The sequence below is a fragment of the Zestosphaera sp. genome (genome assembly GCA_038843015.1).
GTDB lineage: Archaea > Thermoproteota > Thermoprotei_A > Sulfolobales > NBVN01 > Zestomicrobium.
On the sequence record JAWBSH010000009.1, the window covers coordinates 13,739 to 28,509 of the forward strand.

The window sequence follows — 14,771 nt, forward strand, 5'->3', positions numbered from 1 at the left end:
ACCAACCATGTCACGCATTCAGACCTTCTCCCCCATCCTGAAGAGCAGGGGGAAGTGGATCTAAAGCTTTTATGAGAGATTCAGTCATTTCTTTAATTATTTTACTAGGTTCCTGAGCTTTCATGACGGCTGAAGCTACTAGAACACCCTGCGTTCCTAGTCTTATTGCTGCCTTAACGTCATCTCCTGTTGTTATGCCTGCTCCGGTAAGTATGAGAACCTCTTTATTTAATTCTCTAACCTTGTTAACAGTTCCTGTCACTACCTCAGGCTTAGCTTTAGAAACGGGTATTCCCGTACCTATTAGTTCAGGAGGCTCTATAGCAAGCATATGAGGACTTAAGACAGATATAGCTGCCGCTACTTCAGGAGTGTCAGCACATACTAGTGTCTCCAAGCCTAGCTTGCGAGCCTTACCCAAGATAAAGCTTATCTCATCTATCCTAAGTCTCTTCTCACTATGATTAATCATGATTCCAGCAGCCCCAGCTTCCTTAATCATCTCAGCTGTTACGTGCCCCGTATACGCACCCTCATCAACAGGATCTACGTGTTGGGCAAAAACGCTACTAAACGATACTGCACTAGCTATTCTTACTATCTCCGTAGCTGGCGGCAACAAAACAACCCTTACTAAACCGCTATATTCTCTAGCTACTGAGTCTGCTTCCTTAGCTATACTTAAGGCTCTCGACCCGTAGGAAGTCTTATAGCTCTTAAAGTTTATAGCTAAAACATACATTCACTCCACACCCATACTCCAGCGTCTTACCTTGCACCGAAGCTACCTACTTAATCCTCGCCTTCCTTCCCAGTCAAGAGCGACGTAGTTACTTTAGGCTTCTTTACCTCATATACCTTCTCCACAAAGAATCTGTCTTTAAGTTTCTCAAGTACTGAAGGTAGCGTAGTATACTCCATCTCTTCAGGACCCAGCCTGTGAGGCATGAAAGGTCCGTGTCTCCTCATGTAATCAGCTATCTGCTGCGCAATTCTGCGCGACTCATCAAACGCTACGTCATCGAATAAGTCAGCCGGACCTACTAACTTCCCGTTCTTGACTTGAAAACCGAGTGCTAAGACACGCGGTGGACCGTCAAATCTCGTGCACTTAGCGTGCCTCTGCGAGACAGGCATTAACGGGCCGTGATGAGAGCCTCTCATCCACCCAGCAACTAAGTGCGGGAATGCGAAAGGCTCTAGCACCTCACCAACTGCAGGGAAACCTGACTGAGCTCTAACTATGGCTACTGGGTCATCCTTACCGACGTACCTACCAGCCATTAAACTCAACCTCTCTACACTGACTACGGCAGCAATCTCGTTATCAGGCTTCCTGTAAACTCTCCTCACTATGAATCTGCCCGGAGTCCCTATGAGTGCCAAAATATCGTAAGATTCTTCAGGGGCTGAGAGTACTACTGCCTTATTCTCGAAAACATCAAAGATCTCGAATTTAAAACCTTCATGTATCTTAGGGTCAATAACCAAACCAGCAGTATTGAAGGGGTCGGCAAAAACCCTATATATGGGTAAGTTGAAGGCGCCCGGCTCTGTCTTATCAGCCATAAACACAACTATAGGTTCAGAAGGTCTCTCAACAAACTCCATCTCAGCAACTCCCGGTCCCAATCCCCTCACGTTACCCGAGAAAGCCTCGGAAAGTAAGTCTTGCCCAGCAGCGTACAGACCCAAATCTCTAGCAACGTTAGCAGCCTCCTTAAACGCGCTCCAAGCCAACTCATGTATTTCCGGCGCGTCAACTCCCCTCCTATGAGTCATTATGAGCTGGAGGTCATCACCGACATTAGTCACGTAGAAATCAATTATCAAACCCTTAAACTTAGCCTCCGCTAAAACTTTAGTCGCCACAGCAAGAGTCTCCGGATGAACTATATGGTGACCAGCGAGAGAACCTATGTCAGCCTTAATTACTGAAATAGTAGTCTTCTCTTGCGACATATCTAAACACCTCATATACTATACTCAAAACGAAGTTATAAGTTGTTGAGTCAAGAAACAATCCCCACCCATTTGCTATTCAGAATGTTGTGCAAATTCCGAGAGACCTCAATGAAGAGCTATTACAACTGAAAGCCACACCCTAAAGGGCGAGGAGGAGGTTAGAGAGTCTCAACTCACTCTATAACTCATCGACCTAAACTCTACGCACCAAGCCTAAACAATGTAACTAATAAACTATCCGGTGTTTAGTAAGTAGTTAGGTAAGCACTTCACCGTACTCGACACCTGTCTTAAAAGTTTCTTGAACAGTCCTTAGAACAACAACGTCGGTCAGCAAATACGTTAAAGCAGTGCTCAAAGGTATTCTGCCTGACTTAACCCCCTCTACCAACGATTCTAGGTGTCTAGTAAACTCCACGTTAGTCAAGATATTAAATCTCTCCTGAATATACTTAAGTACTTCAATACCTGTCTTAGTAGGTATTAAGTATTGTCTCTTCTTTGAGAGTATTAGGTAGCCATGCCTTAAATTATTTTCTATAGCTTTAGCGTAGGTACTCGGCCTACCTATTCTGTGTTCTTTCATCATCTTTATGATGTCTGCTGACGTGGGTAGTGGGATTCTAGAAGCGCTGATCACTTCTATTTTAGTCGGGATGTATCTTACAATCCCAGCTAAGTCATCATAAGTTCGTACTGGGTAAATCTTAGTAAATCCTTCTTTGAGGATCTTGAGTGGAACCTCAAGCTCTACTTGCTTATCACCTAAGTATACTCTGACCTTGCCGTAGAGCATTGTAGAAGGTTTTAGTTGGCTAGCTATAAAACGCCTGAATATCATTTGATATACCCTCTTATGAAGGTAGGTTAGGTTACTCACGAGAACATCCTCTTCCTCAATGATATCAACAGGCTTAGTAGGTCTTATACACTCATGTGTTCCTTCAGCACCCCACGCCCTCGGAGTAAAAAGCTCTAAAACACCTGACTTCTCCACATACTCTCTAGCAATACTTATCCCTAGACTAGAAACGTGTGTGCTATCAGTTCTGTGATAAGTTATGTAGCCGGACTCAAAAAGGTCTTGAGCCACCCTCATAGCGTGCGTTGGCGGGAGCCTCAATTCTCTGGCAGCATCAGCTAGTAGAGTGTCCGTAGTGTAAGGTGGCGGGGGGCTTACCTCCCTCTCGTAAGTCTCTATTACGTGAATAACCACGCCAGACCTGCTGACCTCCTCATGGAGCTTCACAGCTTCTTCACGATTATCTAGGAAGTAGTCTATTTTGAGGTTGTTAGGTAGATACGTTCTGAGTAGGTAGCCCCTGCTTCCCTCGTGTTCTAAGAACCTCTCAACAACCCACCTCAGAACAGGTGTCTGAACTCTTCCCCCACCCAACCACCTCTTACCGAGGTCTTCCTGAAGTATCCTGCTTAACTCGAAGCCTACTAATCTATCATCAACTCTCCTAACGATCTGAGCACTAACTTTGAGTAAGTCAATATTTCTAGGGTTCTCTAACGCTTTAAGAACAGCTTGTTTAGTGATTTCATGAAACTCTATCCTGTAGATCCTTGAATTTACAGAGCTCAACACCACGTGCAAATCATAAGCTATTTTCTCGCCTTCGTCGTCAGGGTCTGTAGCTATGTAGACCTCATCAACCTCCCTAGCTATTTTCTTAAGTGCTTCCAAGACCTTCCTACTATCTCTAAGTCTAATAGACCCGCACCTGGGACACTTCTGGAGCTCCTCAGTAAACTGATGCCCACAACTAGCACACCTCTTTATCGTAGTATATACTGGCGATACGTCAGAACCAGATAACAAGATGCCGTGCAACCCCTCATCATTGACTAAGTCTAGAACGTGACCCATGCTTGGCGCTATGGTAGCTAAGAAGATCTTGTCGTCGAAGGCTATAACAGTCTCGTAAGCTACGTAGCCCCCTATAAATCTCTTGCCAGGCGTGCCAAACATCCTAGCTATCGTCTTAGCTTTAGTAGGAGACTCGACCACGATCAACGCGGACCTAACCTTATCTAGGAGAAGCTCACCCCCAAGACCAGACCTGCTGAGTTGTTGCTTCTTAACAACTTCTGCTAAGTCAACATCACTTAACTTGACTGGTGTGTAGCTAGGTAACACATAACGCAGTTTCCTTTGGAAGATCTTGAGCAGGTCTTCGTCTTCGTAAAGAACTATAGACAAGCCTAAAGTCATGTGACCGCCGTAAAGCCTGCTACTACGTCCTGAAGCCTGGAGGTATGTCATGACATCAGGTATTAAAACAGTTACCTTCTCTTTCTCATCTCTTCTGATAACGAAAGAACTCAAGACTACCTTGCCGGAATTCTTGGAGAGAGCTTCGTCGATAGAGTCTCTTAATCTGTCTCTAGCTTTAAGCACTTCTACGCTTAAGTCTTTTAAGAAGCCTTCTAATTGTACGACGCCTCGTAAACCCTGAGTAAGCACTTTAAGAGCGCCGGGTCTTAGCGACAACACCTTGTTTATTAACTGCTTATCTTCTTCTCGCTGGACATACCCGTAAGAAGGTAACTCTTTAATCAACTTAATCAGAGTTAGTGGATTAAGTAGAGTTGAGTCTAGATCTAGCTTAAACTTAGGTATCCCGTAAAAAACAGTATTGTATACGTGGAGAGGCTCGTCAAGACCTCTAGTGAGTATACCATAATAACTAGAAACACCTACTAAGACATCAACTTTATTCTCTCTTAACTTGTCTATTGCTCTCCTACTACCAGCTATTAAAGCTCTCACACCAGAGTTGGTGAGGTGCGTAGCTACTTCTCTCGCTTTCTCTAGACCCATGTCTTTACTCACGAATAGTAAGGTTCCCCTATGTAGTTTCTTAATCAGCTCTTCTACTCTCACACTCGCTAAAGGCTCAACTACTTCTACAATATTTCTCAGATAATCAGTTATAGAACCTACCTCAAAACCTAGCAACTCACGCAAAACTTTTACTCTCTCTCCCCTACCTCTCCCGGTTGCGCTAGCTATTAGTACCTGACCTACATTCATGTAGTTAAGACTCTTACCAAGACTTAATTCTAACTCATCAATGTTCTTAAGTATCTCGTTGATTTTTTCTGAGTTTCCGCTATATTTGTAATAGAGTAGCTCTCTCTTAGCTGAGACAAGCTTCTGAACTATCTTGATAGACTCCTCGGAGACTCCCACCAAATTAAGCATGGTATTCAATAGAGATGAAGACTTAAGCAACGCGTCGAAGTCATCAATTACTGCTAGATAGTACCTGAAATTCTCAAATAACTTCTTGTTCCTGTGTAGGAACGTGTGTGTGATTACGTCGACTCTCTCCTCTGAAGAGACTCCGCTAGATTTAATCGCTTCAGAATCACGTATCTCAATACCTCCTGGATTGAGGTCCTTAAGAACTCTCAAGACTTGATTAGCTAAGTACTTAGTCGGTACTACGTATATTACGGGTCTACTCTTAGAAGCCGTATAGAGAGAGTAGACCTGAAGTAACGTGGACTTACCTACTCCTGTAGGAGCTATCAAAGCGAAAGACTCTCCTGACAAGATCCTTTTAGTCCAAGTCTTCTGAATACTCCACAAGACTTTCCCGCCAGTAACGGTAGAGAAAAACTCGGTGAACCTACTTAACTCCTCTCTCAAGAGCTCCATATGTATTGAGTCATGACCTGAATTGAGTCTCGAGAACATTAAAGACTTCATTAACGTTAACTCAGACATGACAGTACTTAACATCATTTAGCCTGTTAATATTCTTCATATCCTGAATAACCTTAAAAACATGGAGTCATAATAATTAGGTAGGGCAGAATTGAGAACCCTCAGTAGTGACGAGGTGAGGGCAGCAGACATAAACTCAGTCTTCTGGGGCGTTAGCACGAGACTTCTCATGGAGAACGCGGGAGCAAGTATTGCGAGAGTGATTAAAGATTTAACTAGTAGTAAGCCGTGCAGAGTAGCCGTAGTCGCTGGTAGCGGCGGCAAGGCAGGAGATTCTTTCGTGGCGGCAAGACACCTAGCAGGAGAAGATTATGAGGTGCACGTTTACTTAGTCTCAAAAATCATAAGGCATGAGGACGCTAAAGAGAACCTAGAGATACTTAAGAATCAACATAACGTCTTAATTCACGACTATAAGGCTGGCATGCTCCTAGACTATGACGTGGTAGTTGACGGGCTTTTAGGGATAGGCGTGAGGGGAGCACCTAAGGATATCTATGCTGACGCAATAAAAACAATAAATAACTCTAGGGGAATTAAAGTAGCTATAGACGTGCCCTCAGGACTTGACCCAGACACGGGAGAAGCACCTGGAGACGTTGTTAGAGCTGATGTTACGATCACTTTAGTAGCTCCTAAGCCGGGTCTTCTTAAAGCGCCTGACGTAGTCGGCAAGCTAGTAGTAGCGAACATAGGTTTGCCACCTAACGCGTTAAGAGCCGTGGGCCCGGGTGACGTGGAGGTCTGGTTTAAGAAGAAAGACTTGAGAGCTAAGAAGGGCGATGGAGGCAGGATCCTAGTCATCACAGGTTCTAAGGAGTTCGTAGGTGCCCCGTGGTTGACCGCCTTAGGTGCTTGGGTTGCCGGCGCTGACCTAGTTTACCTGGCAGCACCAGAGTATGTGCTTAAGTCTAGATTCTCGCCTGAGGTGATAGGTCTGCCTCTTGAGGGCGACTACCTAACTGAAGACTCTCTTAAAGACGTCATGGGGATAATGAAGAAGGCCGACGTAATAGTCTCAGGCCCTGGTTTAGGCGTTAGAGAAGAGACTAGGAGATTTGTTAAGGCCTTACTGACTACAGCACGCGAGATTAGAAAACCTATAGTCTTAGATGCTGACGCTCTAAAACTGGCCAGCAAAGAGGACCTCACCGGAGTTGAGGTTCTTATGACTCCGCACTTAGGTGAAGCAGCCATACTCATCGGGGTTGAACCTAGTCACCTAATCTCAGAGGACACTCTAGAGACTAGGATTAGCGTAGCTAAGGATATAGTAGAGCGCTATAGAGCAACCCTAATTCTGAAGGGCTATGTAGACGTAATAATGTCGCCTGACGGCAACTTCAAGATACGTACTGGCATAGGCCACCAAGACATGAGTTGTGGGGGGACAGGCGACGTGTTAACAGGTCTAGCAGCTACATCACTTGCGAGAGCTAAAGACCCGTTTAGAGCAGCGTCTATAGCTGCCTTTGTCAATGCCGTTGCTGGCGAGCTGGCTTATTTAATTGATGGCAAGTCTTCGCCGATGAACATACTCAAATACATACCTCAGGTTCTTAAAGAGCCTCTAAAAACTGCCTTAAAAGTGAGGGAGTTGAGGAGTAGCTCAGATAATGTGAGGTGAGCTCGCGTGAGTAAGTATGTCTTCGTGACTGGCGGAGTTCTCTCGGGTCTAGGTAAGGGAGTTACAGCAGCTTCCATAGCTCTGCTGATTAAGTCTATGGGTTACTCAGTTACAGCGATTAAGATAGACCCCTACGTTAACGTGGACGCAGGTACTATGAATCCTTACATGCATGGTGAGGTTTTCGTGACTGAAGACGGGGGCGAGACAGACTTAGATATAGGGCATTACGAGAGATTCTTGGACATGAACCTGTCTAAAGACAATAACATCACTACCGGCAAGATATACAGTATAGTAATCGAGAAGGAGAGAAGAGGGGACTTCCTAGGTCAGACTGTCCAGATAATCCCTCACGTCACTGACGAAATAAAACGCCAGGTAGAGCTCGTTGCTAGGAAGTATAGTAGTGACGTAACTGTAGTGGAGATCGGGGGGACTGTAGGAGACATAGAGGGTCTTCCCTTCCTTGAGGCAGCGAGGCAGTTAAGGCTTGAGAGAGGTTCTGAGAATGTTCTCTTCACGCACGTAGTCTTAGTTCCTAGACTATCTACTTTAGGAGAGCTTAAGACAAAGCCTGCTCAGCATAGCATGCAGGAGCTACGTAGGATAGGTATTCAGCCCGACATACTAGTTGCTAGGTCTTCTATTCCCCTGACTGACGAGGCTCGAAGGAAGCTATCTCTATTCGGTAACTTACCACCGTCACATATATTCAGTAATCCTGACGTAGACGTAATTTATGAGGTTCCTTTGAGGCTTCACGCTCAGGGACTAACTAAGGTTTTGTCTGAGAAGCTAAAGCTTAACTACGTAGAGCCTGACTTAAGTCTTTGGGCAGAGTACGTAGAGAAGTTCAGAAACCCTAAACATAAGGTTAGGGTAGCTATGGTTGGTAAGTACACAAAGCTAACAGACAGCTACCTAAGTATTATTGAGGCACTAAAGCATTCAGGAGCCCTGCTCAGGACAAGACCTGAGTTTATTTGGGTTGAGGCTACAGACGTGGAGAAAGGAGTTCTCAATATTCGAGATATCGTGAGTTCGGTTGAAGGGGCAGTAATACTACCTGGATTTGGTGAGAGAGGGGTTGAAGGGAAGATCAACGCAATAAGAGTTCTTAGAGAGGCTGAAGTGCCTGTATTAGGGATATGTTTCGGACTTCAATTAATGGTTGTTGAATTTGCTAGGAATGTCCTTGGTCTGGCTAACGCACACACCACTGAAGTAGACCCTAATACGCCACACCCTGTAGTAGACTTACTTAGTTCCCAGAAAGGAAATATAGTCAAAGGCGGTACTATGAGGCTGGGCTCTACCGAAGTTAGGTTAGTTTCAGGCACGCTCGCTTGGAAGATTTACAACGGTTCAGAGACCGTGAGAGAGAGACACAGGCACAGATACCAAATAAACCCGGCTTACCTACGCGCGTTCGAGGAAAACGGCTTCGTAGTGAGTGGGTTTAGTTCTGAAGGATTTCCTGAGATAATGGAGTTGAGAAATTATAGATTCTACTTTGGTGTTCAATACCACCCAGAATTTAAGAGCAGACCGTTAAGACCTTCACCTGTTTTCACAGCATTCATTAACGCGTTATTAACTTAACTGTCATCATAAGTGATCATATTGTTTTCGTGGTCTTAGCATTAGTCTTGCGTCCCCTACGCTACTCTCGTGTTTATTTAGTGTCTAAGAAGTCATGTCATGACCTCACTGTAAAGTCTATAAAGTGTTTAAACATAGTAGTGCTTATTTTTTCTGATAGGTTTTTATGTAGGGTCTAGCTCAATGAGTTTTAAGTCGATTGTGAGCATGAGTAGTGGTAAGTACTTGCTATTAGGTAATGAGGCGATAGCTCGAGGCGCTTTAGAGGGTGGTTTAGGGTTTGCCGCTGCTTACCCAGGCACCCCATCATCAGAGATTCTTGAGTCTCTAATCTCGGTGAAAGATATAGTCGGTATTTACGCTGAGTGGAGTGTGAACGAGAAAGTAGCTTTTGAGGCAGCTTACGGCGCTTCTTTAGCAGGTGTTAATGCGTTGACTGCTATGAAGCATGTGGGCATGAACGTTGCTGCAGATCCCCTAATGAGTTCTGCTTATACAGGTGTTGAGGGTGCTCTAGTGGTGGTTACGGCCGACGACCCTAGCATGCATAGTAGTCAGAACGAGCAAGACAACAGGTGGTATGGTGTTCACGCATACATACCTGTCTTCGAGCCTTTTGACGTCGATGAAGCAAAGAAAATGACTAAATATGCTTTCGAGTTTAGCAAGAAGTTTAAGCATCCAGTGATACTACGCACTACTACGAGAGTGAGTCATAGTAGGGGGGTTGTAGAGTTAGAACCTATACCAGAGGTAAGGGTTAAGGGGAAGTTTAATAAAGAAGATAGGTTTGTCGTCATGCCCGCTAACGCTAGGAAAAACAAGATTAAGCTACTCGAGAGATGGAACGCGATTTCCGAGGTCGTGAATGAGCTCCCGTTTAACAGGATTGAGGGTGACGGGAAAGCGCTGATCATAGCTTCAGGCAGTGCCTACGGTTACGTGAGGGAAGCACTCGATTACTTCAAGATTAAGGATAGAGTTAGAGTTCTCAAAATAGGAACTCCGGTGCCGTTACCTAAGAAGCTACTCATAGAAGCTGCTGAGGAAGTCGATAAGATACTAGTTGTTGAAGAGCTTGACCCACTAGTCGAGACGAGCGTTAAGTCAGTACTCTATGACTCAAGAATTGAAGCAGAAGTAACGGGTAAAGACTTAGTAGGTTATGAGTTCGAGTTAAATCACTTGAGGGTTAGGAGAGCTATAGCTAAATTCTTAGGTCTTGATTACTCAATACCTCAAGCACCTGGTCAGCCCATAATCAGCGTGCCAACTAGGATACCTACATTATGTCCGGGATGCCCGTACAGGCCGATATTCTTCGAGTTGAGGAGGCTGGTTAATCAAGAGAAAATACCTTATATTGCTTCGGGAGACATAGGGTGCTACTCGCTAGGATATAACCCGCCCTACAAAATGCAAGACGTAATGATTGAAATGGGAAGCAGTATAGGGGTTGGATACGGCCTCAGCATAACTACAGATGATAACGTGATAGCTATAATAGGTGACTCCACATTCTATCACGCAGGCTTACCGCCACTCATAAACGCAGTATGGCATAAGAAGCCGCTAACTATTATAGTATTAGATAATGAAGTAACCGCGATGACGGGTCACCAACCAGCCCCATCAAGTAAGGACGGTGGGGAAGCACACTACATACCTATAGAGAACGTGGTTTCAGGACTTGGTATTAGGTTTGTCGAAGTCATAGACCCTTACGACATCAAGACTGTCAGAGAGGTTGTTAAGAAGGCTCTGAATTACGTTAGGGAACATAAAGAGCCGGCAGTCATAGTTGCTAGAAGGAGGTGTGCGTTAGAAGTTGTTAGAGACCTTAGGAGAGCTGGTGTCGAGATAGTTCCCTACGTAGTCTTAGAAGATAAGTGTGTTGGTTGCGGTATATGTTATGATTGGTTTGTCTGTCCAGCAATAATGCCTGGGAGTGATAGAAAGGCGTGGATAGACCCAGAACTTTGTGTTGGTTGTGGTGCGTGTGCTCAGGTATGTCCTACGAAAGCTATAGTTCCCCTGAAAGAGTACAATAGAGAAGAGGTTGAGAAGTTCTGGAGGTGAGTATAGTGCTCAACATCCTTATCTCAGGAGTTGGTGGTCAGGGACTGCTAACCTTATCTAGGGTGTTAGGTCAGGCAGCACTCAATGAAGGTCTTAAAGTAATAATATCAGAGACTCATGGGATGAGTCAGAGAGGAGGTTCCGTAACAGTCTTCTTAAGGATAGGAGATTCTGTCATGGCTCCTCTGCCGCCTGAAGACGACATACGCCTACACATGTCAATGGAGCTTATTGAGGCTACCAGATATTCCTACCTCCATAACCCGAATACGGTATTAGTAGTTAACGATAAGATCATCAGACCCTCAGTACCTGGCGTGAAGGTTCCTTCAAAAGAAGAATTAATTAATGCTATAAAGAAAACAACCTCGCACTTCTACCTAGTTAGTGCTTCAGACACATCATTAAAACTTGGTAGTACCATAGGAGCTAACGTAGTCATGTTAGGGTTCGTGACTTACCTCTTAGAGAAAGCAGCAATAGTAACTAAAAACTCTGTATTAAATGAAGTACTTAAGCTAGGAGCTAGAGAAATCAACACTAGACTCTTTGAAGCAGGGTATCAGGAAGCCTTAACCAAAGTAGGTAAAGAGACTATAGAGTCGTTAAAAGCAAGCAAACACATCTAGCTTCACATCAAATCCCAATTCTCTAATCATTATTTTTCAGTGACATGAGCTTTTAATAACATGATGAACCTTGTAAGGTCTGATTAAATGATGTTGACCAGGCTTCTGAAAATAGATAATTTGTGTCTGACTTTCTTCTTACCCTAGTAAGTCATCAATTACTAGCGACCTCCTTAAAGGTCTTCAGTACTTCAGTGAATAGTTGATGCGGGAGAATCAAAGTTACGTATAAAGTACGTCCATTAAGAGTATTGGAAAGTGGTTGAGGGACGCACTTACAGGCTCTTCTAATAGACTTTATAGTGAATATTAGTACTTGATAGTAGTGTTCACGGCAGTGAGGGCTAATCTTCTTAGACTATGCAAGCTGAGAAAGTTTTATATGTGACCAAACAATTTGTATACCGCTATCTTAGCAATATCAGTGACTAGCAGTGTTACTATAGTAGTATAAGTCAGCGCTAATGCTATAACATGCGGGTATAGTGGAGGTATTATTATGCCTTTCCACACAAGTATTGTTGCGACTATGCTGTCAACTACTATAGTTAGCAACACGTACTTGCTTAGCTTCGAGCTCCAGAATGCCTTAGTTTCTCTAAAGTTCACTATGTTTAGAAGTCCTGAGATGAGGAGTACGTAGAACATGAAACTCTGTAGTTGTGGGTACGGTAGGTTAATGAGATTCGCTATAAATAACGCTATAAATAGCTCTACAAGTTTCACGACGCCGAGCAGAGTTGATATTGCTGTAAGCTTCCTAATATTCCACTTCTCCGGTCTCTTGCTTGGTCTCAGTACGTCAATACTTATGGATAAGGTTACAAAGTCGTAGAGAAAAAGCATTAATATCATGTGTGTTGGGGTTAATACCGGAAGTCCGAGAAGTAGCGTTGATATAGCCACAAAATACACTATGCTGAATGTCTTAACGATCTTGTTTATGGTCCAGACAACTATCTTCCTATAAGTCATTCTCCCAAGTCTTATAATGTCAGTAATCTCTCTTAGCCCCGGAGACGTGAGCACTACCGAAGCAACAGATTTTGCTACGTCAGTGGCCCCGCTCACAGCTATGCCTAGGTCTGCCTTCTTAAGTGCTGGTGTATCATTTACTCCGTCGCCTGTCATACCAACTATATGCCCTCTCTTCTGTAGAGTCTCTACAATATAGTATTTGTCCTCAGGCACTACTTCCGCGAACACTTCGGTCTCCTCAATATTACTGGCTAACTGTTCTTTTGGAACCTCTCTAACGCTAACGGCCTTCTCACCTATATTAACCTTGTTCGCTATAGCTTTAGCTATATGTATGTTATCTCCCGTAATCATTTTTGGAGTCACACCAAGGCTCCTTATAACATCTATAAACTGCTTGGAGTCTTCGCGGGGTCTGTCATATAATCCCAATAATCCAATAATCTCAACAGAGTTTTGCTGAGTCTCTACTGCTATGGCTAGTGGTCTAAGCCCCTCTCTACCGAGCTCTATGACGGTCTTTTCAAGGTTTTCTATATTGCTGTTAGTAGCTATCTGGAGGAGCGCCTGAGGCGCACCCTTAATAACCCTAATCCTTCGCTCATGAATCTGAGCAAGTGCTTCACTTCTCTTTGTTTCTGGCGTAAATGGCTTAAATTCTAGGATATTCGCTACACTTACGTCAATGTTCATCTCTTTAGCTTTCTCTCTAATAGCGTTATCTATAGGGTCTTTCGTCACTTCTTCAGATGCTAGTACCGCGTACAGCACCACATCTTCTTCGCTGTACCTACTATCTAATGGAATTACTTTATCTACTACTATTCTGTTCTCTGTTATCGTGCCTGTTTTATCTAAGCATATAATATCCATCATAGAGGCGGCCTCTACTGCTTCAAGCCTCCTAACAATTACACCGTTCTTTGCAAGCTCAACACTCCCTAAAGCGAGAGTTATGGTAGTCATGGCTGGCAAAGCTATAGGTATTGAGGCTAGCAACAACGTTAGAGCGAAGGGTAAGAGCTCTAAAATGTTAAGCCCTGCCAAAATGAGTTTAACTACGACTAAGATTATGAATAGAGAGTCTACTAAGAGAAGCCACTTAGTTATGCTGTTAGTTATCTCCTCTATTAAGAGTCTAGGCTTCGCTATCTGAACTAGCTCGACAGTTTTTCCAAAGCGCGTCTTCACACCAGTCGCAACAATCTTGATAATAGCCTCTCCCCTGACAACTGCAGTTCCAGCATAAATGTTATCGTTAACGCCTTTTCCTACAGGCATGGATTCCCCAGTCAATGCGGATTCATCAACAGTTACAGAACCCTCTAAAATAACACCGTCGGCAGGCACGACATCACCCATAGAGACCTTCACAACATCATCTGGAACAATATATTCAGCTGCAACGTTAACCCACTTACCATCTCTCAGAGCCTTCACAGTCACTTTTAATTTTGATCTAAGTACCTCAATAGCCTTACTAGCCCTATATCCGTGAATAACGCCTACAACAGCATTCACAAGAAGCAACGACACCATTATAGTGAAGTCTATATATTTCCCCAAAATAAAAGATATCGCAGCTGCCACTTCTATAGTGTAAGGCGTTAACCCCGTAAACTTCTTTAAGAAAGCCGCTATTACGCTCTCCTTCTTTTCAGGTACTTTATTAAGACCATAAACTTTCAGTCTCTCAGCAACATCCCTACTAGTTAAACCTACATACCTGCTCATTTAGTGCATCATCTGCCCTGTTAATTCGATAATTACTAAATTTATTTATACTTTATTAGATACAGCTTCGTTATCAATTAAGAAGCAAATACGGGGAATCTTTAATAGTGTTTGTGCTGCTCGGGCTTCTTTAGCTACTGACATGCCCTCATGAAGAGCTAGACCTGCTCGTTAGGAGTGTAAGTATTGATGCGGGGGGTGGGATTCGAACCCACGCAGGCCTACGCCATCGGGGCTCCCACCATGTTCGGACCTGAGCCCGACCCCTTTGACCTGGCTCGGGCACCCCCGCCAATAATGATATTTAATTTAGTGCTTTATAAGTTGGGTTCTGCCACACCTCATCTGACCTCCTCCCCGCCCTAAAGGGCGAAGAGCTACATTCTCGGTTCTCGCCGGGCACAGCTCTGCG

The 14,771-nt window shown here is 44.1% G+C and carries 8 protein-coding genes and 1 tRNA gene; 4 read left to right on the plus strand and 5 right to left on the minus strand.

Annotated elements, in window-relative coordinates:
- Positions 1-10 precede the first annotated feature (10 nt).
- The 3 genes from tpiA to rgy form a co-directional block, all read right to left on the minus strand.
- Positions 11-742: a triose-phosphate isomerase gene (gene tpiA / locus QXL29_06655; protein MEM2284273.1), complete on the minus strand. Its 732-nt coding sequence runs from the start codon at positions 740-742 to the stop codon at positions 11-13.
- A gap of 50 nt (positions 743-792) precedes the next feature.
- Entirely contained in the window at positions 793-1,962 is a 1,170-nt protein-coding gene (gene fbp, locus QXL29_06660) for a fructose-1,6-bisphosphate aldolase/phosphatase (protein MEM2284274.1), read from the minus strand.
- A 259-nt stretch (positions 1,963-2,221) separates the two neighbouring features.
- On the minus strand, positions 2,222-5,725 hold the full coding sequence (rgy, locus tag QXL29_06665) for a reverse gyrase (protein ID MEM2284275.1): 3,504 nt from the start codon (positions 5,723-5,725) through the stop codon (positions 2,222-2,224).
- Positions 5,726-5,798: 73 nt separating this feature from the next.
- Between rgy and QXL29_06670 the strand changes: the two genes are divergently transcribed.
- The 4 genes from QXL29_06670 (at position 5,799) to QXL29_06685 (ending at position 11,647) form a co-directional block, all read left to right on the plus strand.
- Complete coding sequence (locus tag QXL29_06670) at positions 5,799-7,334, plus strand: NAD(P)H-hydrate dehydratase (GenBank protein MEM2284276.1); 1,536 nt, start codon at positions 5,799-5,801, stop codon at positions 7,332-7,334.
- Positions 7,335-7,340: 6 nt separating this feature from the next.
- Positions 7,341-8,939, plus strand: a complete 1,599-nt coding sequence (locus tag QXL29_06675; protein MEM2284277.1) for a CTP synthase — start codon at positions 7,341-7,343, stop codon at positions 8,937-8,939.
- Positions 8,940-9,122: 183 nt separating this feature from the next.
- Positions 9,123-11,018 (plus strand): indolepyruvate ferredoxin oxidoreductase subunit alpha, encoded by a 1,896-nt coding sequence (gene iorA, locus QXL29_06680; protein ID MEM2284278.1) that lies wholly within the window; start codon positions 9,123-9,125, stop codon positions 11,016-11,018.
- A gap of 5 nt (positions 11,019-11,023) precedes the next feature.
- The gene (locus tag QXL29_06685; protein MEM2284279.1) at positions 11,024-11,647 is read left to right on the plus strand and encodes an indolepyruvate oxidoreductase subunit beta; all 624 of its coding nucleotides are present in this window, start codon (positions 11,024-11,026) and stop codon (positions 11,645-11,647) included.
- A gap of 378 nt (positions 11,648-12,025) precedes the next feature.
- Here QXL29_06685 and QXL29_06690 read toward each other — a convergent pair whose 3' ends face one another.
- Entirely contained in the window at positions 12,026-14,359 is a 2,334-nt protein-coding gene (locus QXL29_06690; GenBank protein ID MEM2284280.1) for a plasma-membrane proton-efflux P-type ATPase, read from the minus strand.
- 190 nt (positions 14,360-14,549) lie between these two features.
- Positions 14,550-14,651 (minus strand) — tRNA-Leu (locus QXL29_06695).
- Between the last annotated feature and the right edge of the window lie 120 nt (positions 14,652-14,771).

Bases quoted from the DNA above. Each gene is read 5' to 3' on its own strand.
- tpiA (MEM2284273.1), bottom strand. From the start codon at position 742: ATGTATGTTTTAGCTATAAACTTTAAGAGCTATAAGACTTCCTACGGG.
- fbp (MEM2284274.1), bottom strand. From the start codon at position 1,962: ATGTCGCAAGAGAAGACTACTATTTCAGTAATTAAGGCTGACATAGGT.
- rgy (MEM2284275.1), bottom strand. From the start codon at position 5,725: ATGATGTTAAGTACTGTCATGTCTGAGTTAACGTTAATGAAGTCTTTA.
- iorA (MEM2284278.1), top strand. From the start codon at position 9,123: ATGAGTTTTAAGTCGATTGTGAGCATGAGTAGTGGTAAGTACTTGCTA.
- QXL29_06690 (MEM2284280.1), bottom strand. From the start codon at position 14,359: ATGAGCAGGTATGTAGGTTTAACTAGTAGGGATGTTGCTGAGAGACTG.